The 25,266-nt window shown below is 43.2% G+C and carries 18 protein-coding genes; 7 read left to right on the top strand and 11 right to left on the bottom strand.

Annotated features, from left to right (window positions below):
- Position 1 precedes the first annotated feature (1 nt).
- Genes QR722_RS18070 through QR722_RS18060 form a run of 3 tightly spaced genes read right to left on the bottom strand, consistent with a single transcriptional unit; the run spans position 2 to position 2,668 of the window.
- On the bottom strand, positions 2–1,288 hold the full coding sequence (locus QR722_RS18070; RefSeq protein ID WP_286284377.1) for a TolC family protein: 1,287 nt from the start codon (positions 1,286–1,288) through the stop codon (positions 2–4).
- Between the two features lie 13 nt (positions 1,289–1,301).
- Positions 1,302–2,282, bottom strand: coding sequence for a M56 family metallopeptidase (locus QR722_RS18065; RefSeq protein WP_286284376.1), 981 nt, complete (start codon positions 2,280–2,282; stop codon positions 1,302–1,304).
- A gap of 2 nt (positions 2,283–2,284) precedes the next feature.
- A complete protein-coding gene (locus QR722_RS18060) occupies positions 2,285–2,668 on the bottom strand; it encodes a BlaI/MecI/CopY family transcriptional regulator (RefSeq protein ID WP_286284375.1) in 384 nt (127 codons plus the stop codon).
- Between the two features lie 92 nt (positions 2,669–2,760).
- On the opposite strand from QR722_RS18060, the gene QR722_RS18055 reads away from it, so the two are divergent.
- On the top strand, positions 2,761–3,114 hold the full coding sequence (locus QR722_RS18055) for a DUF3147 family protein (RefSeq protein ID WP_286284374.1): 354 nt from the start codon (positions 2,761–2,763) through the stop codon (positions 3,112–3,114).
- A 348-nt stretch (positions 3,115–3,462) separates the two neighbouring features.
- Here the strand turns inward: QR722_RS18055 and QR722_RS18050 are convergent, their stop codons facing one another.
- Together QR722_RS18050 and QR722_RS18045 are read right to left on the bottom strand one after the other, a co-directional pair.
- On the bottom strand, positions 3,463–3,681 hold the full coding sequence (locus QR722_RS18050) for a histidine kinase dimerization/phospho-acceptor domain-containing protein (RefSeq protein ID WP_286284373.1): 219 nt from the start codon (positions 3,679–3,681) through the stop codon (positions 3,463–3,465).
- 12 nt (positions 3,682–3,693) lie between these two features.
- On the bottom strand, positions 3,694–4,701 hold the full coding sequence (locus tag QR722_RS18045) for a GGDEF domain-containing response regulator (RefSeq protein WP_286284372.1): 1,008 nt from the start codon (positions 4,699–4,701) through the stop codon (positions 3,694–3,696).
- 423 nt (positions 4,702–5,124) lie between these two features.
- On the opposite strand from QR722_RS18045, the gene zapE reads away from it, so the two are divergent.
- Positions 5,125–6,336: a cell division protein ZapE gene (gene zapE / locus QR722_RS18040; RefSeq protein ID WP_286284371.1), complete on the top strand. Its 1,212-nt coding sequence runs from the start codon at positions 5,125–5,127 to the stop codon at positions 6,334–6,336.
- Between the two features lie 67 nt (positions 6,337–6,403).
- Here zapE and QR722_RS18035 read toward each other — a convergent pair whose 3' ends face one another.
- The 4 genes from QR722_RS18035 to QR722_RS18020 form a co-directional block, all read right to left on the bottom strand.
- Complete coding sequence (locus tag QR722_RS18035) at positions 6,404–7,282, bottom strand: transporter substrate-binding domain-containing protein (RefSeq protein WP_286284369.1); 879 nt, start codon at positions 7,280–7,282, stop codon at positions 6,404–6,406.
- A 226-nt stretch (positions 7,283–7,508) separates the two neighbouring features.
- On the bottom strand, positions 7,509–9,470 hold the full coding sequence (locus tag QR722_RS18030; RefSeq protein WP_286284368.1) for a PAS domain-containing hybrid sensor histidine kinase/response regulator: 1,962 nt from the start codon (positions 9,468–9,470) through the stop codon (positions 7,509–7,511).
- A gap of 12 nt (positions 9,471–9,482) precedes the next feature.
- A complete protein-coding gene (locus QR722_RS18025) occupies positions 9,483–10,283 on the bottom strand; it encodes an alpha/beta fold hydrolase (RefSeq protein ID WP_286284364.1) in 801 nt (266 codons plus the stop codon).
- A 271-nt stretch (positions 10,284–10,554) separates the two neighbouring features.
- The gene (locus QR722_RS18020) at positions 10,555–11,208 is read right to left on the bottom strand and encodes a Crp/Fnr family transcriptional regulator (protein WP_286284363.1); all 654 of its coding nucleotides are present in this window, start codon (positions 11,206–11,208) and stop codon (positions 10,555–10,557) included.
- Positions 11,209–11,314: 106 nt separating this feature from the next.
- On the opposite strand from QR722_RS18020, the gene QR722_RS18015 reads away from it, so the two are divergent.
- Positions 11,315–12,154, top strand: coding sequence for a sterol desaturase family protein (locus QR722_RS18015; RefSeq protein WP_286284362.1), 840 nt, complete (start codon positions 11,315–11,317; stop codon positions 12,152–12,154).
- Between the two features lie 61 nt (positions 12,155–12,215).
- Here QR722_RS18015 and QR722_RS18010 read toward each other — a convergent pair whose 3' ends face one another.
- Complete coding sequence (locus tag QR722_RS18010) at positions 12,216–14,690, bottom strand: glycoside hydrolase family 9 protein (protein ID WP_286284361.1); 2,475 nt, start codon at positions 14,688–14,690, stop codon at positions 12,216–12,218.
- Between the two features lie 293 nt (positions 14,691–14,983).
- Here QR722_RS18010 and QR722_RS18005 point away from each other — a divergent pair, with 293 nt between their 5' ends.
- Positions 14,984–15,874: a hypothetical protein gene (locus QR722_RS18005; protein WP_286284360.1), complete on the top strand. Its 891-nt coding sequence runs from the start codon at positions 14,984–14,986 to the stop codon at positions 15,872–15,874.
- A 97-nt stretch (positions 15,875–15,971) separates the two neighbouring features.
- Positions 15,972–20,060, top strand: a complete 4,089-nt coding sequence (locus QR722_RS18000; protein ID WP_286284359.1) for a family 16 glycosylhydrolase — start codon at positions 15,972–15,974, stop codon at positions 20,058–20,060.
- Positions 20,061–20,066: 6 nt separating this feature from the next.
- Here QR722_RS18000 and QR722_RS17995 read toward each other — a convergent pair whose 3' ends face one another.
- The gene (locus QR722_RS17995; RefSeq protein WP_286284358.1) at positions 20,067–20,678 is read right to left on the bottom strand and encodes a TetR/AcrR family transcriptional regulator; all 612 of its coding nucleotides are present in this window, start codon (positions 20,676–20,678) and stop codon (positions 20,067–20,069) included.
- A 221-nt stretch (positions 20,679–20,899) separates the two neighbouring features.
- Here QR722_RS17995 and QR722_RS17990 point away from each other — a divergent pair, with 221 nt between their 5' ends.
- Positions 20,900–21,976 (top strand): efflux RND transporter periplasmic adaptor subunit, encoded by a 1,077-nt coding sequence (locus QR722_RS17990; protein WP_286284357.1) that lies wholly within the window; start codon positions 20,900–20,902, stop codon positions 21,974–21,976.
- Positions 21,977–21,978: 2 nt separating this feature from the next.
- Positions 21,979–25,029 carry an efflux RND transporter permease subunit gene (locus QR722_RS17985; protein ID WP_286284356.1) on the top strand — a complete coding sequence of 1,017 codons (3,051 nt, stop codon included), beginning with the start codon at positions 21,979–21,981 and terminating at the stop codon, positions 25,027–25,029.
- Positions 25,030–25,266: the final 237 nt, after the last annotated feature.

Here is a 25,266-nt window from a genome sequence, read left to right as displayed (position 1 = left end):
CTCATTGGGAAATGGATGAACCAGTCAGTCGTTGAATTTCAATATGTTGCAGGTGCAAACTTTCATAGGCGTCTAATAAGCTTGATTTAGCCGCCAGTAACTCCTGTCGAACATTGTTCCATTGGGTATAATTGAGTTGTCCCATGTCATAAGCATGGGTTGCATCAGATAGGGCATTTTCTAAAAGCGGTACAATGCGTTGCTGCATTGTGTCGATAACATGTCGTGAATGCTCCATCTCTTGAAGAAGAACATAGAGTTGTGCATCAAGCTTTTGTAACAATGCGTTGGCCTCATCGGCAAACACATCTTGCTGTGCTTGTAGTGCGGCAATCTTACCAGCATTGCGGTTGTCGCTTCCCAAAGGGATCGAAATCCCGGCTACCAAACCAAAATCATCAGTCGCTTCATAACGGCGTACACCTGCCGATAATTGCCATTGTGGTTTAGCCTCAATACGAGCCAATTCTATTTGAGCTTGAGCGATGCGTTGTTGTGTCGCAAATTTTGCCAATAGAGGCTGTTTTTTAAGACGCTCTAGTTGTGATTCAACAGATGGATTCGCAGGTAAAGCCATTAAATCGCCACTAACATGATAGCTTTTACCCGCCTCGCCCCACATGGAAGTTAATTGATAATAACTGGCTTTTAATTCATGTTCTAAATCCTCAACGGCCAATTCTCGACGTACCTGTTCTGCTTGAGCTTGCAATTTTTCAACGTTTGAGCTTTTCCCTGCATCAATTCGCTCGCTTATGGCTTTCACCACATCTTGTGCTTGTTGCAGCGCTATTTTGTTGAGTTTTAAGCGCTCTGTTTTAATGAGAATTTGAATGAATTTCTTTGCTGTATTGGCTGCTAAATCTAGCGAGGCTATTTGCTGCTCTATCTTAAGTTGTGCGGCTTGAGATTTTACGGCGGCTATACGGCTATCTATCTGCTCTTGTTGTAGTATCCATGCATAAGTCAAGGTTGTTTGCATGTTTCGCAAAGCACTATGTTCTCCATTACCCAAGGCATCTTCAATGATCAATCCCACCTGAGGACGCTCCCCAACCCCAGCCTGCTGAACGTAACCTTGTTGCGCCATATTGCGAGACACAAAAGCTTTAAACTCTGGATGCTGTTTCAGCGTTAATGATACAGCCTGCGGCAATGTTAATACCTGAGGGGACGCTTGGAAAATCTCCGCCGTGGCGCAAAAAGTCAGTGAGAGACTCAGTGCCCCAGCACAAAACCGACTGGCGGTCGGTTTTCTTTGTGTGCTTTTTAAATAAAATGGCTTCATGCCCAATCCTTATTTAGTGGGTAAAAATGGTTTCAATAAAATGGTGAAAACTATCTACAGTAGATGCAGCTATAAGTGGTGCACCAATAAATGCGACTATTGTAATGATTAATATCAATACAGAAGGTTTTTCAAGTGTAGAAATTAGTCGGTGAACTCGCTGGCTTACTTGCTCATTTCCAAAATAACTGAGTTGAGTCCCATTACAGTTAATGGGAAGTTTTTGGTGCAATCTAGCTACGTTTATCAAGGTCTGTGCTATATCCAAGTTGTCGTAATAATAGGTAGCCGCACTATCCGCCATTTGTTCGATCAAAAGGCTATAGTGTTGCATTAAAATATTACTGATTGGCTTTGGATAGAAACGACAAAACACGCTAAATATCACGTTAAATAAGGGATCATAGGCACGTACATGGGCAAGTTCGTGTTGGATGATTATATCTAGTTGCTGCTGATTCATTTGCTTCAATAAAGCAGAGGTTAAATAAACCTTGGGTGACAACATGCCTGAAGTAAATGCTGAAGGTATATTTGATTGAAGTAAATAAACCTTGTGACTCATATGATTTTGGAGTTTTTGTGTATTGGAAAGATCTAGCAGGCAGCGCATAGAAAGAGACTTTTTCCAACTCTGAACTGAAATAACTATCAGTAACCAAATTAAAACTAAACTACAAACTAATAAAGTTAAGCCATGCCAACTGGTAAAATTAAATAGGTTAGCATGATGCCAATGGGCAAAATTTGCAATCCAAGAAAGCGATAGTTCACTCTCCATACGAGGCCAAAATAACGCAACACAAATTGCTCCGATCCACCAAGGACCGGTCACCAACAACCAAAGTGAAAACTTACGAGTAGCAAAGTTGAAAAAGCTCAATTTAGGGAAGAGCACAGGAGTCAGCAATGAAAGTAACACGAGCCCAATAAAACAAGCCAGTAATGCCACACTCGTGAGGTTCAATGCAATTGCCAAATTACCTGCGAACATATTTATTGCAGTCCTTTACGCAGTTTTCGTTGTTGCTCGATAAGTTGTTCCAATTTATCGAGTTGAGCATCATTCAAATTTGCAGACGCTGAACTAAATGCCGCAATCAAACTATGTTCACCTTCCTCAACAAAGTCACTAGTGACATTGGTGATCAATTTGGCGAGTAAGGCTTCACGATCAACCTTCGTTCGGTATAAATAAGCATGTCCTTGCTTAGTTCGACTCAACAAATCTTTTTTAAACAATCTGTCTAAGGTACTTTGTATAGTATTTACTGAAATACCACGAGTTTCACCAAGTACGTTATGTACTTGTTTCGCATCTGCTTCTATACCTGCCCACAAATAGTGGAGCACCAATTTTTCCAATTCACCTAGCTGCATGAAATATTTCTCTTAACTCTATGGACATTATTGTGTCAAAATAAAAACCGATAGGCAATCGGTTTTATTTAAATTAAAGATAAAGGCAATTTATGACATGGTTAATAACCAAATATTTGTTCACCGCAGCTATTGTTGTAGCGGTTTCTGAAATTGCGAAAAGAAGTGATAAATTAGGCGCACTGCTTGTGGCATTGCCGCTAGTTACTATTTTAACTATGGTTTGGCTGTACATCGAAAAACAACCAATAGAAAAAATTGCCAATCACGCATGGTATACATTTTGGTATGTAGTGCCCACACTGCCGATGTTTTTGATATTTCCTGCATTATTAGAGAGATTTAGCTTTTGGCTCACTTTGATTATTAGTGCAATGTTTACTGTGATTTGTTTTTGGCTTTTTGCCTTAATTGTTAAGAGCTTTGGAATTGACTTGCTGCCATAATTGCGGAGTAATGGGGTCGGGTTGAATTGATATATTGTTATCAGATTTCGGCGACTGAGGCATAAGCTGAACCCCAAACATGGGTGACTAAGAGGCCAAAATTCAACTTTAAGATTAGAGCAATTTTTGAAATTATCGGGTTGATAAATAATCATGTTCGCAACTGCTTAGCTCGCCACCTCAGCATTATTAAGTCCATTGGTAAAGGCGATTTTTTCACCTTATATTTCTGAACTATTTCATCCTAAAGCCAGAGCAAATCATTGTTGTCGAATTAGTACGGAGTGGTGATCTCGACTGAGTTCACAGTCTTAAGAACGTAAAAGTTATGCTAATTGTGTCGTTGTTTTAACTGTCGTTGTGAGTATTTTTGCGCATATCACCTATGACTTGTTCACAACATTTACACTGCTGCAAAATTACCGTAAAGGCGTGCTTAATTTCCTCAGTGCTGGCCTGGTTTTCGATGAGCATTTTACCTAACTCGGCATGTAAAGAGATGCTATTTAATGGATTTCTGACACTGTGGATAAATTGGTTAAATTCCGCTTCTTCAATACTTTTCATGGTGCTATTTGCCTAGGATTTCTGAGATACTTCTGTGTTAACCGTAACCTGGCTAACACAGTTTTTGCCACTATGTTTGGCCACATACAATTGCTTATCGGCTTGATGAATAAATTCTTCTAAGCTTATCTCCTGATGATCGCAAGCTTTCGCTTCGAATACCGCCAACCCTATGCTGACGGTGACTATTTTGCTAGTGGGGTTACCACTATGTTTGATGTTCAAATCCCGTATACGTTTTAGTAATTTGTTAGCCACCACTAGGCCTCCCTCCACATCGGTGTCAGGTAAAACAACGGCAAATTCCTCACCGCCGTATCGGCCCACTATATCGGTTTCTCTACGCCTTACCGACATAATAGTTTCAGCAACTTGTTTCAAACACTGATCACCTTGTGTGTGCCCATAGGTGTCGTTATATAGTTTAAAATTATCAATATCGATCATTAGCAGGGCCAAGCAATTACCGTATCTGATGGTAGATGCATAATGCTGTAGCAACATGGTGTCTAGTTGCCGACGATTAGAGGCGCCAGTTAAGCCATCGACGCAGGATAACACTTCCAATTTTTTACGATAATGGACTAACTCCATATGGTTTCTTACTCTTACCCGCAAAATGGAAAGATTCAATGGTTTGACGACATAATCAACCGCTCCAAGCAAAAGTCCTTTTTCCTCTTCGTCTGGACTATCGGCGGCGGTAACAAAAATAATTGGTATATGCGCAGTCATCACGTTTGACTTAAGTACCGTACACGCCTCATATCCATTCATTTCTGGCATATCCACATCCAACAGTATTAAGTCCACGTCTTGTTGAATTGCATAGTTAATGGCGTCTTTTGCGTTGTCCTTTAGTACCACTTCGTATTGATATCCAAATAGGGCGTTCATGGCGTCTAAATTACTCTGGTAGTCATCCACAATCATAAGGGTTTGTTTTTTCAATTCACTGTTGTCAATTGACGTCCCTAAATTCCATTGCGAATGTGCGCTGGATAATTCAGGATTGGGCATATAAGTACTCTCCATGATAAACGCTGACTATTATGATAGGCTTTTAGTTAATAACCTTACCTTAAGCAGATAAAGTACCAACTTTACGGAAATATACTAACAATATGATTACTATAGCTTTTAATAATTATTTGCCGAATATTGATGGAAGCAATTTAACTTTGTATAACATTCTGTCGGTAAGCAGGACATGCTTAGTGTAGCCTTTACAAAATAGTTGATACAGGTTGAATATTCTTTATTCAAAATATGCGCTGACCTATTGTAAGATTTTTGACAGTAATAAAATCTATGCTTCGGCTTACAGGGTTGCAGTCAAACAGCAACCCTATGGAATATATTCCTTTATATCACCGATAAAATTTAGGAAAATGTTGCCAATTTCTTACTTCAGAATTCAGTCAATTGTTGGAAAGCCTTACTATGCCTGACGGGTTTAGTTGCACACGTGAACTTACCGGACCTCTTGCAACCTATCAAGAGCAATTGGGCGGCAAGCTTGTTTATGATTCATCCCAACTGCCAGCTATAAAAGCGTTAGATTCACTTTTTCTGCAGTTGTGTGAGCAACACGCAAACCCAGCTGAGCCCATCAAAGGGTTATACCTTTGGGGTGATGTAGGCCGTGGTAAAACATTTTTGATGGACTTGTTTTACCACTGCTTACCGCAAGAAGGGAAACTAAGGCTGCACTTTCATCACTTTATGGCTCGCATTCACAAGGCCCTCGAAGCTCATTCTGGTCAACAAGATCCTCTTGTGATAATTGCTAAAGAGCTAGCCTCAGAATGCCGTATATTGTGTTTTGATGAATTTTTCGTGTCTGATATAGGCGATGCCATGCTTTTGGCGGGTTTGTTTGATTGCTTATTTAAACAAGGGGTGGTGCTAGTTGCTACTTCGAATATTCCAATCCAGCGTTTATATGAAAATGGTCTCGCCCGACATAAGTTTTTACCCTGTATTGCTCTGCTGCAACGGCATACACACAGTTTGCACCTTGATGGTGAGCAAGATCACCGTTTACACCTACTTCATACAGATCCCCATGAAACTAGGATTAAGCCAAGATCTAAATATGTGGGTATCAGTGGTGAATTGGATTTTTCGACTATTTTTACTGAGCTAACCAAAAATACTCCAGCAACGGTTATTCGCGAAAACAGTATCAACATCTGCCATCGTGATATCCCGGTGATCCGCGCCACGGACATCCACAGCGAAGACTCCCTTGTTTGGTTCGATTTTTACGCTTTGTGTGAAGGCCCCCGTTCGCAACTAGATTATATGGAAATTGCTGCTAGCTTTAACACTGTGATGCTAAGCGGTGTGCCGCAACTCGGCGGGCAAGTAAGAGGGTGGATCAAGGCCCGTGGCACTGAAGATGGGATAGGTGACAACCAGGCTGCCAGCACTGGTGAACGTATTGTATCTTATGCGGTTGATGATGACATGGTTCGGCGTTTTATTAGTTTAATCGATGAGCTATATGAGCAAAAAGCAAGCTTGTATTTAACTTGTGATGTGCCCTTGGCAGAGTTGTATTTAGAAGGTGCACTGATATTTGAGTTCCGCCGTACATATAGCCGCCTAATTGAAATGAGTCAATATCAAGACCCATTATCTAGCAGATAATAACTGAATCACTGTCACTTACAGGCCAACTGCAAAACATTCAAAACTCTATAGCCGATTGGTTAACTCATTCTGCTGGGATAGAAAATGAATATTGATACTGCAAGTAATCGTTGCCGAGATTCTTTATGAAGGGGTTTTCGAGTTCAAGTACGTGCCTATTTTGCATTTGTAGCTTTTCAATGCCTTCTGCATAGTATTCATTCCATAATTTGATAAAACTACCATCTTCAAAAGCTAACTTGAGACCAGTTTCAACTCGTTCGGCATTGGTTGTATTATCTTTATAGGTTACAAAAAAGCGAGGTAGCGGATAGTGCACTAATAGACACGGCTCCAGAGCGATTGACGGGTAATTATTCTTGATCAACTCCATTTCAACATCAATTTCGTTTATGCCCCGCAGAAACAGGTCAATTCTATTTTTATCCACCATGCCAAACATCTGCTGGTATTCGGAAATATCATAAACTTTGAGCCCGTTATATTTCAAAATATCAGTGTCCAGCCAGCCAATACCCTGCACTATGCTGAACTTTTTCAATTGATTTTTATTTGTGACAGGGCAGAATTTACGAGCCACACTGCTATGCACGAAGGCTACGCGATAGCCTGTAGCTCCCCGGTCAACCGGAAAGGGAATAACGTGATATTGCTCTAATAATTCATCGGTAATCGACATTTTAAAAAAAATATTAGGATAGAGTTTCTGTTCCATTTGCAGCGTTAATCTGCCGACATTTACATTTGGAGCTGTCGGCTTTAATTCATAATCGCCGTATTCAGCGCGAGTCTTTTCTAACGCCAACTCCAATACTCTTTTAACATAATACACGCGGGGATCAGCATTGGACTCAGGGCCAATGTAAGTGAATACAGTCTTGCAATACGCACTGCTGAAGCTGACAATCAAGGTAAAAAATAATATGTATTGCTTGATTTGCATAAAATACAACCAGTCCGATATAGTCTTTTGCCGGTATTATTTTGGCATTATAATGATCAGTATAAAGGATTTTTGTGAGGTTAAAAGTCCCCGAATCAACCAATAGCATTTTGTGGGGCGTTATACATTATATTGGTCTTGAAGAAGCGAACACCGGGAAATATTTAAAACCATATCTGACACCCGGTGAAAAGCACACAACAGGTGAAAGCCATTCCTTTTTTTCTTAACTTCCCTCAGATATTTTTTGCAACAATGATTTGAGCTGTTGATAATCAATAGGTTTGGTTAGATGTTCATCAAACCCTGCATCCTTGGCTAATATTTTATCTTTTTCTTGCCCCCAGCCAGTGGTGGCAATGAGGAAGATTCTTTTGCTCCACTTTTTTTCGCGGATCCGCTGGGCTACTTCATATCCATTGATGTCTGGAAGGCCAATATCCAGCAATATAACATCAGGACTAAATGCATCTGCGACTTTAACAGCAGTCAAGCCCGAGTGAGCGTTGCGGGTAATATGACCACTGTACTCTAACAAAACCGCTAAGCTCTCTGCAGCATCGATGTTGTCATCAACCACTAAAATACGTTTGCTATCAGCCACCTCAGAAGGCGTGGGTTGTTCAACTGGTACGGTTTCTACCTGAGAGTTGGAAATCGGTAACCGAACGGTAAATTCACTACCTTTACCTTCACCCTCACTATGAGCAACAATAGTTCCACCATGTAACTTAACCAGGCCATACACCAATGCCAGTCCAATTCCTAAGCCACCTTGCGCGCGTTCAAGGGCAGGCGTCAGCTGGGAAAACATATTGAAAACGTTGGAGAGTTGCTCTGGGGGAATACCGATACCGGAATCCACAACCGATATCACCGCTTCGTCGTCATCTTCGACAATGCGCAAACAAATATTGCCGCCGTTTGGTGTATATTTAGCGGCGTTGGTCAGCAAATTAGACACTATCTGGATGATCCGAGTGGAGTCAGCATCAATAATAATCGGCGTATCAGGGAGCTCCACCGTGAAGTTATGTTGTGATTCTTGCATCACCGGATGAGATGATTCAATCGCATTTTGGACTAATTCGACAATATTAATGTGCTGTTTTCGTAGCTCTAAACGCCCGTGAGAAATCCGCGATGCTTCCATCAAATCATCCACTAGGTGGGTCATCTGAGATATATGTCGCTCGAGCATTTCCCGAGACCAAAGTATAAAGGAGTCATTGCTTTCCTTTAAGCGCATAATCTCCAGTACATTGCGCATTGGTGCTAATGGATTGCGAAGTTCGTGGCCGAGGGTTGCCAGAAATTCGTCTTTACGGCGACTGGCAATCGATAGCTGCTGATTTAATTGTTGTAATTTTTTCTCTGCTGCTTTGCGCTCAGAAATATCAATAAAAATACCAAATATTGAAATCACTTCACCGTTATCAGCATAGGTAGCATGCCCGCGTCCTTCCATTGTTAGCCACTTTCCGCTTACATGCTTAAGGCGAAACTGAGTGTCGTAGTCTGATATTGTAGCAATTGCTTTATCTAACTCGGCAGTAAAATTATTGCGATCATCAGGGTGGATCAAAACTTTAAAGTCTTCTGCTGTCGCCCAGTATTTACGCTCAATTAAGCCTGTCAATTGCTGCAGTTCCGGGCTCCACACGACCTGATTAGTTTTCAAATCTTGTGACCACACACCCATTCGCGCACTGCGGATGGCAATACTCAAAAAGTCACGGCTTTCTTGCAGCTTTTTTTGGGTGTTGCGCAAATCAGTTAAGGACTCTTCAACTGATTTGCGGGCAGAAATCAACTCACGCTCATAGTTCTTACGATCCGTAGCAACGAAGAACGCCAGTTGGTCATAACTTGTATCGCCATGTTGTTGTCGCACAACGTTGACAAGCATGGGTAATGCTTCGCCACTGCTCGCCACTAAATCCATTTGAACTTCTGCGACAGAACCCTGCAGTTGCAGCAACGGAGCCCAGTGGGTGTGATGGAAAAATCGTCCACCAACGGTAAACAGTTGCTGGATCTTTTTCTTGCCAAGCAACTCAGTAGGGTCGAAACCTAGCCAATTACAAAAAGTTGTATTTGCTCTGACGATGGTGCCGTTAGTGTCAGTGGTAACCAAACCACAAGCGGCATGTTCAAAGGACGATAATGGGTCTGGAATAGTATCCATTATCGCTTTATCTTAACCATCACTGCTGAGATAGTTCTCGATGGCTTTGGTACTTGCATCAGGAGAACTAAGATGAGGACAATGGCCCACATTATCAATAATGCAAAGTTCTGCATCAGCCATTGTATCGTGCATGTACTGTCCGACCGTGCAAGGTGCAATGAAATCATCACTGCATTGGAGTATTAACGCTGGAGTGGTGGATTTTGCTAAAGCATCTCTATGGTCGGATAAAAATGTGACCCGTGCGAAATGTTTGGCTATTTCCGGATCGGTTCTGCAAAAACTATTGGTTAGCTCAACGCCAAGCTCTGGTTGATCCGGCGCGCCCATTATTGCTGGCGCCATGCTGCTTGACCAACCTAGGTAATTGCTATCAATGGTATCGCAAAGCTCTTCAACATCGGCACGTGAAAAACCACCAATATAATCACCATCATTGATGTAGCAAGGAGATGGGCCAATCATGATCTGACATTTAAATTTTTCAGGGGCTTGCACAGAGGCTAGTAAGCCTATAGTCGCGCTGACGGAATGACCTACGAAAATCACTGGCTGATCGGTAACCTCTTCAATGATTTCAATTAAATCAGTTGCATAGCCTTTTAAAGATGAATATTTTTCGAAATCATAAGCGGTCAAATCGGATTTGCCGCTGCCGACAAGATCAAAAAGTACAATCGTATACCTATCTTCAAATGATGGAGTGAGATAACGCCACATATTTTGGTCACAGCCAAACCCATGTGCAAACACTATGGGGACAGGGCCCTTACCAAGAACTTGAATGTTATTACGTAAGTATATGCTCATAATCGTTCCGTCAATTTTCAGCACGCGCTAGTAAAATTATCGATTTACTAATTGGCAAATAAATGGGTAATTGACACTAGGCTGAATATATTTTGTTAAAGGTAAAGTACAGTTAAATCACGCTGATGTACATAAGTTGAGCTTTGTTCGAGAAAACTGCAGGTGCGCAACAGTTCAAAGCTCAAAACTAAATATTGTTTTTACGCTGATTTCAGTTAATTAGGCCTGAATCTTCGAGGCGGGTCAATTTATTCTAAGGGAAATTTGCAGTTTATTCGGGGCCTACGGATAAAATGGACGAGTGTTGGTGCAGCCACGCCTGTAAGAGGTCAAGATTTTCAATATGAATCACCCCATAGGCGGTTTTAATCAACTGTAACTGTTGGATCTTTTTTAAGGCTTTATGTGCCGATAACGTGGTAACACCTAGCAGTTGTGCGCATTGATTCTGTCGCAATTTAACCGTTAGGCTTTGTTGTTGTTGACTTAAATTAAACAGTATCTTGGCTAAGCGGACATGGGTCGGTAATCGTTGTATGTCATCTAATCTTTCGAGGGTCTGATGTAGCTTATGAGCCAAGCCTACTAATAATATTTTTTCGGCTTGTGGAAAGGCCTTGATAAAGGCGTTGTACTGAATCAGGTTCATTTGGATCACCCGAGTTTGGTTAACGGCTTCAGCATTGTGGGTGCGGGGTAAATTGGCAAACAAAGTAAATTCACCAAAGGTTTCACCTTCTCCTAAAATAGCGGTCAATTGGTAACGGCCATCAAGTCCATAATTACCTACTTTTACCTGCCCAGAATAGACAATAGATAGGCCGGTTAATAGATCGCCACGGGTATGTATGGTTTCATTGTCTTGATATTCAATGCAACGACCAAAGGCTAATGCGCTATTTAATAGGTCGGAATGAATGGTCATAAAATATACAATAAAAATTTAAGGTAAAAATATATTAGTATATTTTCATTCCGTTCGCACCTTGCTAATTTGTCTTTATTGTAGTCATTTACCTATGGCAGCTTCGATGAACTATCAGATCGTTATTCTTATTGTATTTGCATTATTCGCGTTAAAAGAGGCGATACACTTTGGGCTATTTAATAAAGCAAGTGAGGATCGCTCAGATGGAATTGTGGAAATCGCTAGTACTATTTTGTTGTTTGCATTTTCACAGCCGCTAATCTTGTTTCTCGCGGCTTTGTCAATGAACGTGATATTTCCTGAATATGAAGGTGCACTAGCAAATACTGCTATCGGCATACAAATATTACTGTTGCTTATATTTGACGATTTAACCCAGTATTGGTGGCATCGATGCTGCCATTCATTCCGCTGGTTATATAATTTACATCGAGCTCATCACAATGCTAAATATATGAGTGTGCGGATTGTGTTTCGCAATAACTTTTTTTATTACGCCATCATGCCGTCTCTATGGTGTTCTGGGATATTGATTTATTTAGGTTTAGGCTGGGTATACACCTTTTATCTCGTGGTAAAACTAACCGTAATAATAGGCGCTCATGCTGAGTGGAAATGGGATAAAGCCTTGTACCAAAATAAATATACCAGCAAACCCATGTGGCTAGTGGAGAGACTCATCTCAACACCATCTACCCATAGCTCCCATCATGGTTACAATGATGAAGATGGCATCACAACCTACAAAGGTAACTATGGTAATTTACTGTTTTTTTGGGATGTGTTGTTTGGCACGGCTAAAATTACCCGCGGTTATCCTAGTCAATACGGTGTTAAAGGAATGCTTAAGGCAACTTGGCCGGAACAACTCTTCTGGCCTGTAGTGCCATCAGCCCTGGACAAAAAGAAGCGTTTGGCTAAGCAAGCAGAAACCATCCAATAGCGCTTTACACTTCCAAATAACAGCCCTGTAATCTGATTGATCAGAGGGCCAAACCCTAAGATTATTTTGATTGCTGCAATAATTGTTGGACGGCGCTGGCGACAAAGATATAGCTGGCGCCAACGTTAATCACATATTCATTTTGCCCCCATAGGAACGGCCAGTCTTCTTTGTTTTCTGGTAGATCTGGTTTGAGGATCAGCACGCCTGGCACAACGGCCCCAGAGATAAACGAAAAGTCAGCACGGTTCATCCCATAAGCCACTTTTTTAGAAACGGTGCCGACATTGGATACAAAAGAGATATCAGAGTCAGGATGGGTTCCGTACAGATAATGTAGTGCTTGAAAGACTAACTCAGCTTCAAATAAATCGGGGTAGGCTTGGTGTAAATAGTAATTGGTCATTGCCATATTCAAGATAGTACCGTTGCCTGCCCAACCGCCTTCTGTAATCAATACGCCATAGGGATTATTACTGGTGATTTCACCGTACTGCTGGCGATATTGCTCTGCTAGCTTGCGCAAGGTGGCGCGATAACTTTTTTCCATAAAGGGTAAGGCCCGTAGAGCCATAACCGCACTTTGTGAAAAGTGTTCGCTGATCTCGGGCAGCAAAGATGTCACGGCTTGGGCAAAGCGTGGCTCGCCGGTAGTAACCAATAACTCTACGGCTGCTTTGAGTTTCTCTGCCTGTAAACGACCGCCAGTGGTATTGCCGTGGCGAAACACTAGGGGGCCTGTGTCTTGTTCTGTTTGCCAAGCTTGCAGCGCGGTATCAAGTGCTTCTTTAGCCAACGCATCGTTGTAGCCTTTTAGTGCCCGGCTGGCCGCAGCGAGTGCCGCCATAGAGCCATAATCTAATGCTGAAGATTTACTGGTAAACGCCCAGCGGTCATCAAATTTTCCACTGCGGATGCCATCGGATTGGTTAACCTTCATTTTGTCGCTATAAATGAGATTATCCGTCATCGTCAGGCCATCACCTAAATGGGTGTATTGTGAAATATCCGGAACAATAATGCCCGGAATGGCATGGCCTACCGCCCGATATTGGGCCAATAACGCCAAACTACCATGTTCAATTTGTTGTAGTAAATCTGGCTTGCCATCAGGCACATGAATATCAACATATTTGGCGTCATAGTCTACCAAGGTGGTATCTCGCTTGGGGGCAAAGTTGTCCCACACGGCAACTAAGTTTTGTACCGTTTGATATTGGGTTTGGGTGCGAATATCGTAGTCGCCCGCGTCATACCAGCCGCCAATATTTAACCCAGGTATATGCTCACCGGGTTGGTACTGAGTATCTGTTGTTGGCCCTTGAGCGTATAAATCAAAATGCTCAATATCAACTGGGGCCTGCAGTGCATCATCAAGGTGAGAGGCACCGTGCCACACACGATATGCTTCATTTATCAGCATGTGATCCATTTGCACCGGAAAATAATGATCCAATGTAGGATGCCAAGCCTGAGCATAAACCTCTGCTGAAATACTGAATGCTGCCGTGGTGGTATCACCGTAGCGCAACAGATAAACACCCGACTCGGTGACTGATGAGAAATCAAAGCGGCCATACTGGTATCTGGTGTAGTTTCCCCATAGTTCAGGTTTGGCGGATTGAACGACCTGTTGAGAGCCGTCGGAGTTTACTCGGATCAATTCGGCTAAGTGGTCGAACTTTGCATGTTGGTCCAATTCAATCACAGCGACTTTTTGTTGTTTTGGATGATAGCCCACCTGTGAATGGCCGATGACTGGCGAACGCTGCCACTCTTGAACAGTAGAAGCTGAGAGTGACCATTTTAACACTTCTCCGCTTTTGCCTTCAGGCAGCAGACCACGCACCACGAACCAACCATTTTGTGCTTTACTACGTCCATCAAACAGGGCGATTTGACCGCTTTTAGTTGAAATAGAAACCCGATGTTTTTCATCTTCAGGGGCCAATACCAGATGTTGTCCCGCTGCCAATGGTGGGGCCGTTGTTTGTCCATTAACTTCTTTTATGCCTGTGGGGTATAGCGGGAAATGACCAGGAGATTGGTCAACAATAAATGATTTCTCGAAGTAAGTAGAGGGTAAGAATTCCAGATTTAGCCCGGCTTTGCCACTTAGCGCTTGTGGCAAAGGTTGTGGAAGATTTACCGTAATATCAACGCCCTGTGCAGTAGGTGTAACTTTTATTGAGTAGTTAAATTTATGCTCGGGGTAGTGCAAAAAGGCTTCAATACTATTGTCGCTGGAATGTACTTCTCGCTTGATAAACGCAGGTATTGCGTCCCACTGCTCAGGGGTGTCGTTTAATCGCACATCACCATTGGTAACCGTGCGCACACCATGGTGCACCAGCTCAATTCCGCTAATTTTTGAGTCGCTAAACAGACCGTTATACCAATTGTTAAACACCAATACGTCTAAGCCAGGCTGTGACAAGTACTCCTTTTCTGTCATTTTCAGCGGGCTATTCTCAGCGCTATATGACACTGAGGTAATTAACATCGAGCTTAGTAGTATGAGCAAACGCAACTTCATAAATTAACCTATTTACTGATTGTCAAAAAATACACAACTGCAGGCTAGCATGTTAAATAAATATTAAAATTATGGTTTTGCCGCTAACAATTATTGAATTTGCCAGCATCCTTTAATTCAACATCTAACCATCACAATCTATTGATTGCGACTCTATATGTAGCGCGGGTAAGAGCAAAGTTAATCCAGTTCATCTGGATTTAAAGTACTAAATCGAGTGGTTAATTCCTGCTCACCTCTTCGCTATACCCACTTCAGCGCAAAGCCATATCTTAATTTAAGTATGTAGGGCTATGCTGGTATTTGTTAAACGGATGTTAAAACTAGGTGGCGTCGATATAGCCTCACCGTTAGTAAAAGTTACCGCTAAAGATGAAATTTATCTTAGGTACCTTGCGCTAGCCATTGGAGCTTATTTGCGCAGGGAACAATCTGTCGGGTCTCTTAAAACTGGAAAAATGGTTATGAACAAAATAATGAAAACCACTATCGCTGTGTTGGCACTGTCTAGCACCCATGCCTTTGCTGCGATGATCTCAAATGGCGACTTTTCATCCTGCGACTATAGCGGTTGGCAAAAAGACACCGATGGGTTTGGCGATATTTCCTTGGGCAATGACTTTGCTATTGATAATAATGCCGGTAACTGCCGGGCCGCGATTAATGTTGATCATTTTGACCCTGCAGGCGACCTTGCCGGTGCGCCTGTGGACGAGGCCTTTTTTGCCAATACATTGTTTCAGCAATTAGATTTTTCTGGCTCTGGCACAAAGGGTTTTACCCTTGAATTTAGCTATGCGGTAAGTAGTGAATTATCCAGTCAAGATCCGCTATTTATCGCAGATTACTTTCTGGTTGGGCTAAATGATGGCAGTGGTAATTACTTTAATCAAAATGGTGATTTGGGGTTTTTAATAGAGCCAACCGAGATTGACGGTCAATTCGCACAAACCATCAGTTTTGAGCTGGATAGTTCTTTTGCTAACCAAACCAATTGGTATCTGGATTTTCAGCTGAACATAGGTACGGACATAAATGGTTTACCCGATGCCTTTGGCTCAAGTCTATTTATCGATGACATCTCGCTGAGTGAAATTGGCGGTGATGTGGATGTTAATGAGCCTGCTGTTATGTTTCTGTTAGCGGCGGGTTTACTTGGCTTTAGAAAACGAAAAATCAATTAATCTAAACACTCGCGTTGCGCTGGTGGTCTTCACGCTTTTCTGGCGTTTTGTCAGCGCACCCAATTAATCTTAAGTTATCATCCTGCATAGGTATCCCATGAAAAATGTTAACCTCATCCGGGGGTTGTGTTTTACCCTGTTTACACTTATCACCCTCAATTGCCAAGCCGATTGGCAGAATATTCAAGCTGACATTCGGGTGAGCCAATCCCGACCGGCGCTCGATCGAGTTAACCGTGTATATTTCTCCTATCTGACGATTGAGAATATGAGCGATCAAACCAAAACCCAATCCATGCGGGTGCTGATTGCGAATTCCACATTACCTGTGCTGAACGCCGCAGGCGAAGATGCTCAAGGTCAGCCCTACTTTTTGTTGGGCGACTCCGAATTTGCACCGGGTGCGAGTGTTAGGGTCAGAGTTGATTTCGCCTTACAGCGGGCTCGTTTGTCATTCGACTCACAGATTCAGCAACTCAGTCCGTGGGATTTGGTCTGGCAGGATGAATTTTCCAGTAACGTCATAGACCAAAGTAAATGGTCCTATGATATTGACTGTAATGGTGGGGGCAATCAGGAGAAGCAGTGCTACACCGATGACCCTGAAAATGCCTTTGTCGATAACGGTATACTCAAAATTGTGGCAAAACCTGCCGACGGCCAACCCTTACCCTATAGCTCTGCTCGCTTGGTTACCAAAAATAAAGCCGAATGGACCTATGGTCGTGTGGAAGTCCGCGCTAAAGCGCCCCGTGGACAAGGTGCTTGGCCAGCAATCTGGATGTTGCCCAATGACAATGTTTATGGTGGATGGCCACACTCGGGTGAAGTTGATATTTTTGAAGCGGTCAATCTTGGCGTTCCTCGCACACCTTCTTCAGATCAAATTCAAACCGATGTGTATGGTACTTTGCATTATGGTCAGACTTGGCCGAATAACGACAGTTCAGGATTAAACTATCTGTTGCCTGATAATCAAAATCCAGCCGATGATTTCCATGTTTATGCTATTGAGTGGGAAGAGGGTGAAATTCGCTGGTACGTTGATGGTGTGCTGTATCAAACACAGCGTCAGTCGTTAACCGATTATGATCAAAACGGTAATCCTGATGGTTTGATCCACAAAGGTTGGTACACCGAAGTGGATGGACAACTGGTATGGACCAGCGCGCCGTATGATGAAAGGTTCCATCTTATTCTGAATTTTGCAGTCGGGGGGAGCTGGCCTGAAGGAGTTAATTTAGGTGGTATTGACCCCAGTGCATTTCATGCTAATAACCCATTTGAGATTGATTATGTCAGGGTGTATGAATGCTCGGTTGCCCCTGCTAGTGGTCAAGGCTGTGCAACTGTCCATACAGGCTATGATGAACTTATTGCCGATGGCGGCACACTCAATTTAGGTAAAGCGCCTATCCCAGTTCCGCCTTCGGATGGGATCCCAACTGAGCTTATCGTGTTTGACAATAGCATTAATCCAAGTTGGCCGGCATGGGATTGCTGTGGAGGCTCCACGCCGAGTATTGAACTCGATGATGCACAGCACAATGAAGTGGTTGAGTTTAGCATTGGTGCCACACCAACTGTGGTGGGTTTCAACACCAATGAATCAGACTCTCCGCAACTTTATGATGGTTCGCCACTGCTGGCCAATGGTGTTTTAGAATTTGACTTAAAATTGGTCACAGCGGCTAACAATGCAGATGCAGGTTGGAATTTGAAAGTTGAGCAAGGCGGTGCCAGAACCGAGGCGGTGGTTTCAATTGCTGCACCAACTGAGCAGTGGCAACACTATTCCATCCCACTGCGCACATTGCGTGGAGCTGGACTGGATCTAAACGGCATAGATGTGGTGATGATATTCCCAGATTGGGGACAAGGTGAAGGAGCTGTTTTTCGGGTCGACAATGTTATCTTCAAGCAAGGTGATGAAACACCGCCTAGTGAGATGCCAAATTCACGAGTGCTGGTAGATTTCGAACAAAGCCCAGATAACTATTCCTTTGTAAATTTTGATGGTGGCGTGTCAACACTCGTTGCCAATCCTGATGTATCGCCTAATAACAACAGTGCACAAGTGGTGCAAATGCAGAAATTCTTTGGCCAACCATGGGGTGGTTCAACTTTAACCTTGGACTCACCAATGGATGTACAAGACAGCCAATTTAGCATGAAAGTGTGGTCAGACCGTCCGGTTAATGTGCTGTTTAAATTAGAAGGTATGAACGTCGAGCGCAACGTTGTGCACACAGGGTCTGGATGGGAAAATTTGTTATTTGATTTTACCGGAGATGTCGGAACAGGCGTGTCTCAAGTCACCATTATTTTTGATTTGGGCGTGATGGGTAATGCAGCCAATGATCCTGAAAACTGGACATTTTATTATGATGATATAGGTATTGTTGAGCCGTTAAATTCGGTGGATTTTGAAGGACCAATGGATTCCTACTTGTTTACTAATTTTGATGGTGGTGTGTCTACTGTGCTGGCCAATCCTGTGCCAGCAGGCATAAATACCAGCGCTCAAGTGGTGCAAATGCAAAAGTTTGCAGGCCAACCCTGGGGCGGCTCTACGTTTACTCTGGACGCTGCAATAGATGTGGACAGCACGGTTTTCAGTATGAAAGTGTGGTCCCCAAGAGCAGTCAATGTATTGCTCAAATTAGAGGGCATGAATGTAGAGCGCAATGTTGCTCATAGCGGCGCAGGCTGGGAAACCTTATCTTTTGATTTCAGCGGCGAAACCGGCACAAATGTATCTCTGATCACCATTATCTTTGATTTAGGTGTGATGGGCGACGCAGCGGGTAATCCTCAAGATTGGACTTTTTACTACGATGACCTTGTATTACCGAATGAGTTGGATATTCCTGACGAGCCTGAAGAACCCACGCCTAGTGCTCTGCTAATTGATTTTGAGGGTGCCATCGAAAGTTATGCCTTGGGTAACTTCGATGGAGGTCTTTCTACTGTCCTATCAAATCCACATCAAAACAGCCAAAACGATAGTGCTCAAGTGGTACAAATGCAGAAATTTTCTGGCCAGCCATGGGGCGGTTCAACCTTAGCATTAAGCGCACCCATCGATGTTGATAGCACAGTGTTCAGCATGAAGGTGTGGTCTGCTCGTGCTGTCAGCGTGTTATTCAAGTTAGAAGGAATGAATGTTGAACGTAGTGTGATTCATGGCGGCACGGGATGGGAAGTTTTATCTTTTGATTTCGCGGGCGAAACCGGCAGCGCTGTTAATCAAGTGACGATTATTTTTGATTTGGGCGTAATGGGTGACGCAGCCAATGACCCTGACTATTGGACTTTTTATTATGACGATATCAGTGACCAGGATATGTCTGAGCCGCCATTTATCACCGAAGGCTTTGAGAACCCTGCTGAGCAATATAGTTTTAATAACTTTGATGGGGGTCAATCAGTCATTGTGAGCAACCCTGATAGCTCAGGTATTAATACCAGTGCGCAAGTTGTGCGCATGCAAAAATTTGCGGGTCAACCTTGGGGCGGCTCTACAATTACCCTTGATAGTCCTATCGACGTGGATGGCACTAGTTTCAAAATGAAGGTTTGGTCAAACCGCTCGGTTAGTGTGCTGTTTAAGCTCGAAGGTATGAATGTCGAGCGCAACGTTATTCATTCTGGAGGAGGCTGGCAAGAGCTAGTGTTTGATTTCAGCGGTGAAGTTGGCACAAATGTCAGCCAGATCACGGTAATATTTGATTTAGGTGTGATGGGAGATGCTCCAACCAGAAAGGGAATTGATTTTGATAGCCAAGCCGGACAGATTATTCGTATTGATCCGATAAGCGGTACAGTCAGTCTGGTGCTTGACGGGTTAACCGCACCAACGGGTATTGCGCTGGCAGCGGATAATATCCTTTATATCTTAGAGTTATGCGCGGACTTCCTCGAGCCTTTGCAAAACGACGACGATACGAAAGCATGTTTGCATGGCGGCTTTCAACGTCATTCTGGCAGACTGTTAACCTGTAACCTAGACAGTATCGAAACCAAGGAGATTATCGATAAATTGGATACGCCTTCGAACATCGCAGTGCATCACAATCAAATCTATATTAGTGAAGGGATGGGCATGCCCGGCCGGACTATCCCCGATGAAAATGGTCAGAAAACGGTTGTAAATGGCTTTATCCGCCGCTTAACGATTCAGTAGTTCCGATTAGACCGCATATCTGGCTAAGAACATTTTAGCGGTTTCTGATGCTATCATTTGCTTTTGACTAGTCGATGGAGGTGATTCTACTTGCAGCAGCACTGGCCAGAAACAGTTGCCTTTAATTAACTTATGCAGTTGCTCGGTGGCAAATTCTATATCGTCCACTATTACTTTGCCACTGTCGATAGCGCTTTTTAACCAACGATCTATGATGGTTTCTTGAGCGGTAATTTGGTCAACGTGTTTTTTTAGCTCTTCCGGATGATAAAAATAGTAACCCAATGCCATTCTGGCTAGTTCAATATAGTCCTTGTCAATCATCAGCTCGATTTCTTGTAAAATAAGCGGGGTTAACTGCTCTTCCAGGGAGGCGAGTGGGTTATAAACTGCGTCTACTTTTACTAAGGTTTCTGTCCATTTATCTGTGAGCAAAAACATTACTAAGTCTTGTTTGGTGGCGAAGTGGTTGTATACAGTACGCTTAGAAACTTGCGCTAACTCTGCTAATTTGTCCATGCTAGTCGCTTGAACACCATCGGTTAAGAATGCGGTTTTTGCTGCGTTAACAATAGCCTTGCGTTTTAATTCACTGCGAGACATCTTCTTTTCTGTCATTGGATTGCAATCTACCTCTGCTAAAAACAAGGTAACTTTACACTAAGCAGTTTACTTTTTCCATGAACAAAGTAAACTGCACTGGTCAGTATACTTTTTTTGCTGGATGGCGAAAGAATCACCCCAATGAGCTCGCATTATTCTCATCCAATCACTAAATTTACTGATGCGTATACATTTTTTACGTTAGTCATTAGCAAAATCCGAGAGACCGAAACTAGATGAATAATTATTTTTGCATTCCAACCCGTGCACTTCTGCCATTGTTACTTGTTACTTTATTGGTCGGCTGTAGCCAACCTGAAGCCCAAATGGAAAAAGAAGTTGCCCCTACGGTAGTGAAGTTAAGCGAAGTCATCGCTATTCCCGAGCTAAATGAGTTCACCTTCCCTGCAGTGGTTTCAGCGGTGAAAACCGTGGATGTTCGGTTCGAAGTTTCCGGTCGTATTGTGCAAATGGATATGGTGGCGGGTAAGGATGTGAGCAAAGGTCATCTGCTTGCTACTATCGATCCACAGCCCTTCAAGCGTCGTGTGCAAGAGCAACAAGCACGAAGAGACCAAGCTCAGCGTGATATGCAGCGCACAGCTCAGATGTTTGAAAAGGGCTTGGTGGCTCAAAGTAGCCTCGATAGCGCTAAAACAGAATTTGAACTTGCCGATCTGGAACTGGGTAATGCATTACAAGATTTAAGCTATACCAAACTTTCTGCTCCTTTTGATGCCCAGGTATCGCAACGTTTAGTTGAAAACAACAGTTTTGTATCCAAGGGTGAAACTATTGCAAAACTGCAAGACGTCTCGCGTATTTTCTTTACAGTTAATGTGCCCGAACGTTTAGTCACAGCCAATGCAGGACGAGGCATCGACTCTGCCAAAGCCGCAATTTTAACCATGCCTGATCAATGGTTCGATGTGGAATATGTTGAATATTCTGCTCAGCCAGACCCTGTTACTCAAACCTATGAAGTGAAATTCGCCATGGCCCCGAATGACGAATTAAACTTGACCCCAGGTGCCAGAGCGGTAGTTAAAACGAGCGTTAATTCAGAGCTGAAAGATTCGGGTGTACTGATCCCAATTAATGCTTTGGTAGGTAACAATGACCAAGGTTTTCATGTCTGGAAATACACACAAAATCAACAGTCTGTGATAAAAGTCGGCGTAGATGTATTACAGATGAAAAACGAACTTGCTTTGGTCAGTGGCGAACTGATGCCGGGCGATTTCTTGGTCTCGGCTGGCGCATCTAAAATGTTTCAAGGTATCAGTGTTAAACCCTATACGGCGGAACAGTAAGCATGGATTTCGCACGATATTCGATTAAAAATCCAGTCAATGTATGGTTGCTGGTTGTAGTCTTTTTGATTGGCGGTGCAATAGCGCTGAGCAACATAGGTCGGCTTGAAGATCCTGCATTTACTATCAAACAAGTCAAGGTGATCACTCAATTTCCTGGTGCCGGCGCTCAGCAGGTTGAAAGGGAAATTACCGAACCGCTAGAAATTGCGATTCAACAAATGCCACAGCTTTATTTGATTACGTCTGTGTCATCTCCTGGTGTGTCAGAAATCACTGTAGAAGTGCAGTCCCATTATGATAGCAATCTGCTCCCGCAAATTTGGGATGAGTTGCGTAAAAGGCTAAGGGACGCAGCGCCAAGCTTACCCACGGGTGCCCAAGATCCGGTGGTTTACGATGATTTTGGTGATGTGTTTGGCTTATATTACGCATTAAGTGCCACTGAATTTAGTCCCCATGAAATGCGTGAATTTTCTCGTATTATCCGTCGTGAATTATTGACCACAGATGGCGTAGCCAAAGTAGAAGTCAAGGGTGTACTACAAGAACAAATAGTAGCCTACATTAACCCGTACCAAATCGCCGGATTGGGTATGTCATTTCCCGATTTAGTTGGCTTATTTCAGGACAATTTACGTCCGTTTAATGGTGGCCGAATTTTAGTCGACGGTAAGCAGATACGTTTATTAGTGGAAAATCCTGCCGATCGAATTGATGAATTAAGTAACCTTTCTCTGGTTATGCCTGGCACCAATCGCTCAATTAAAGTCAAAGATGTAGCGGAATTGAAATTGGAGCCGGCGGACATCCAACCTTCACTTATTCGCTATCAAGGCAATGATGCAATCACATTGGCTGTGTCTGCTCTTGAAGGGGTCAATATTGTTGAGGTTGGTCAAAATGTTAACAACAAGGTAGCCGAATTATTAACGAAACTGCCGGTAGGTATTACATTGACTCCTATCTACGATCAAGCAAAAATTGTTGACGAGTCAGTGGATGGTTTCATTCTAAATTTAGTTTTATCAGTTACAGTGGTGACCTTAACCTTATGCCTGTTTATGGGTTGGCGCTCGGGAATCGTTGTGGGCTCAGTTTTACTGGTAACTGTGATGGGAACGGTACTATGCATGTGGTTGATTGACATCCAACTGCAACGTATCTCTTTAGGCGCTATGGTAATTGCGATGGGGATGCTGGTGGACAATGCGATAGTCGTGGCTGAGGGCATGATGATCCGTATGAGTCAGGGAAAAAGTGCCAAAGAAGCGGCAAGTTTTATCGTTAAAAGAACCCAGTGGCCGCTGCTCGGGGCCACTATCATTGGTATCGCAGCCTTCTCTGGAATTGGCTTATCAGATGACTCTACCGGTGAATTCCTTTATTCACTATTCGCCGTTGTGTTGATATCACTAATGTTAAGTTGGATATTGGCAGTTAGTGTTGTACCCCTGCTAGGCTCCTATTTTTATAAGCAATCGAGTGACAATCAACAAACACCTAACCCTTCTCGTTTTCAGAAGGGATTTGTAGCTGTCTTGGGATGGGCGTTGCGCTTTCGATGGATCAGTATTGCTGCGTTATTGTTGATTACTATTGTTGCGTACGCCAGTTTCGGGATGGTCAAACAAGGTTTCTTTCCTTCTTCCAACACGCCAATTTTCTTTGTTCACTACTGGGGACCTCAAGATCGCGATATCCGCTACACAGAGCAACGAGTCAAAGATGCCGAACAGCGTATCCTTAAACACGCTGAAGTTGAGGCATTAACTAGTTTCATCGGACGGGGGGCGGATCGTTTCACCTTAACTTACGGCCCACAAACTGCTAATGAAAGTTATGCATTGCTGATGATAAAAGTAAAACAAAAAGACCAAATCAATGGGCTTGCCCCTACCTTACTGGCAGATTTAGCCGATGTTGACCCTGATGCGAGTTTTTATATAGAGCGTCTGCAATTTGGACCTGGTGGTGGGGCTAAATTAGGTGCCAGATTTTCCGGTCCTGATGCAACTGTCTTGCGTGGATTAGCCGATTCGGCTGAAGCAATTTTGCGTGAGGACGGAAACATCCGTGACATTCGGCATAACTGGCGGGAGAAAGGCCTTGCCCTCAATGGGCATTATGATGAGCTAAATGCGGGAGTGTCAGGGGTAACTCGCTCCGATTTCAGTGATGCCATTCAATATGCTAGCAACGGTTTGAAGTTGGGCAGTATTCGGGATGGGGATTATTCATATCCGATTAAAGCGAAGATGTCAGTGACAGGTGATTCCACCATTGATGCCATCACTAATAATCAAGTTTGGAGCTCGCAACAACGTCGCTATATACCTTTTCAACAGATATCCAAAGGAGTTGAGCTAGTTAATGAAGAAGTGTTAATCCACCGACGTAATCGGGTTCGAAACATCACTGTGATGGCAGAACCAGGATTTGACGAAACTGCAGCGAATGCGTTGGCGCGTATCAGACCTCAGATTGAAGCCATCGAACTACCTGATGGTTACAAACTTGAATGGGGTGGGGAGTTTGAAAATGCTAATAAAGCTCAAGCGGCACTGGGTAAAAGTCTGCCGGCGGGATTCTTAGTGATGTTTTTAATCTCGGTGCTGTTGTTCGCAAAGGTTCGCCAACCGCTGATCATCTGGTTAGTTGTACCCATGGCTGTAGTGGGCGTGGTGTCAGGATTACTCGTCACTGACATGCCATTTGGCTTTATGTCGCTACTGGGCTTCCTCAGTCTATTCGGCATGTTGATCAAAAATGCCATAGTATTGATTGAAGAAATAGATTTACAAATAGCCGAAGGATTGGTGGCTAGAAGAGCGATTATTGAAGCAACCCTAAGTCGTCTGCGGCCCGTAGCCTTGGCGGCAATTACCACTATTTTGGGGATGGCACCGTTGTTATTTGATGCATTCTTTGCCGATATGGCGGTCACTATTATGGGCGGCCTTACCTTCGCTACCTTATTGACCTTAGTCGCTGTGCCGGTGCTATATAGCATTTTCTATGGGGTTAGTTTTAACGATAAAAGTACCAGCTAAGCCACGCTCTCATATAACACTGCTTTTGATATTCGCAATATCTGAGGTTAGGATTCTCTAGCCTCAGTGTCTTAAATTATTGCGAGTAATTATCAATAACAAAACTCTACCTGTTAGTGTTAAAGTGTCACTATCCCAGATTTCCCCGTACGATGAATGAAATTACGCGGCAACAGTTTGAGTAAGCATAACTGGCTGGTGATTTGTAAGCTAACCCTTTATTAGCATTGGAATAGG

The sequence above is a fragment of the Aliiglaciecola sp. LCG003 genome, assembly GCF_030316135.1.
Taxonomy (GTDB): Bacteria; Pseudomonadota; Gammaproteobacteria; order Enterobacterales; family Alteromonadaceae; genus Aliiglaciecola.
This window is presented reverse-complemented; position numbering and strand designations above follow the sequence as displayed.

Excerpts from the sequence above, each read along its gene's own strand:
- QR722_RS18065 (WP_286284376.1), bottom strand. The coding sequence starts at position 2,282 with ATGTTCGCAGGTAATTTGGCAATTGCATTGAACCTCACGAGTGTGGCA.
- QR722_RS18050 (WP_286284373.1), bottom strand. The coding sequence starts at position 3,681 with ATGAAAAGTATTGAAGAAGCGGAATTTAACCAATTTATCCACAGTGTC.
- QR722_RS18025 (WP_286284364.1), bottom strand. The coding sequence starts at position 10,283 with ATGAGCATATACTTACGTAATAACATTCAAGTTCTTGGTAAGGGCCCT.
- QR722_RS18005 (WP_286284360.1), top strand. The coding sequence starts at position 14,984 with ATGCTGGTATTTGTTAAACGGATGTTAAAACTAGGTGGCGTCGATATA.
- QR722_RS17985 (WP_286284356.1), top strand. The coding sequence starts at position 21,979 with ATGGATTTCGCACGATATTCGATTAAAAATCCAGTCAATGTATGGTTG.
- QR722_RS18010 (WP_286284361.1), bottom strand. The coding sequence starts at position 14,690 with ATGAAGTTGCGTTTGCTCATACTACTAAGCTCGATGTTAATTACCTCA.
- QR722_RS18000 (WP_286284359.1), top strand. The coding sequence starts at position 15,972 with ATGAAAAATGTTAACCTCATCCGGGGGTTGTGTTTTACCCTGTTTACA.
- QR722_RS18030 (WP_286284368.1), bottom strand. The coding sequence starts at position 9,470 with ATGGATACTATTCCAGACCCATTATCGTCCTTTGAACATGCCGCTTGT.
- zapE (WP_286284371.1), top strand. The coding sequence starts at position 5,125 with ATGCCTGACGGGTTTAGTTGCACACGTGAACTTACCGGACCTCTTGCA.
- QR722_RS18045 (WP_286284372.1), bottom strand. The coding sequence starts at position 4,701 with ATGCCCAATCCTGAATTATCCAGCGCACATTCGCAATGGAATTTAGGG.
- QR722_RS18060 (WP_286284375.1), bottom strand. The coding sequence starts at position 2,668 with ATGCAGCTAGGTGAATTGGAAAAATTGGTGCTCCACTATTTGTGGGCA.
- QR722_RS18015 (WP_286284362.1), top strand. The coding sequence starts at position 11,315 with ATGAACTATCAGATCGTTATTCTTATTGTATTTGCATTATTCGCGTTA.
- QR722_RS17995 (WP_286284358.1), bottom strand. The coding sequence starts at position 20,678 with ATGACAGAAAAGAAGATGTCTCGCAGTGAATTAAAACGCAAGGCTATT.
- QR722_RS18055 (WP_286284374.1), top strand. The coding sequence starts at position 2,761 with ATGACATGGTTAATAACCAAATATTTGTTCACCGCAGCTATTGTTGTA.
- QR722_RS18020 (WP_286284363.1), bottom strand. The coding sequence starts at position 11,208 with ATGACCATTCATTCCGACCTATTAAATAGCGCATTAGCCTTTGGTCGT.
- QR722_RS18035 (WP_286284369.1), bottom strand. The coding sequence starts at position 7,282 with ATGCAAATCAAGCAATACATATTATTTTTTACCTTGATTGTCAGCTTC.
- QR722_RS17990 (WP_286284357.1), top strand. The coding sequence starts at position 20,900 with ATGAATAATTATTTTTGCATTCCAACCCGTGCACTTCTGCCATTGTTA.
- QR722_RS18070 (WP_286284377.1), bottom strand. The coding sequence starts at position 1,288 with ATGAAGCCATTTTATTTAAAAAGCACACAAAGAAAACCGACCGCCAGT.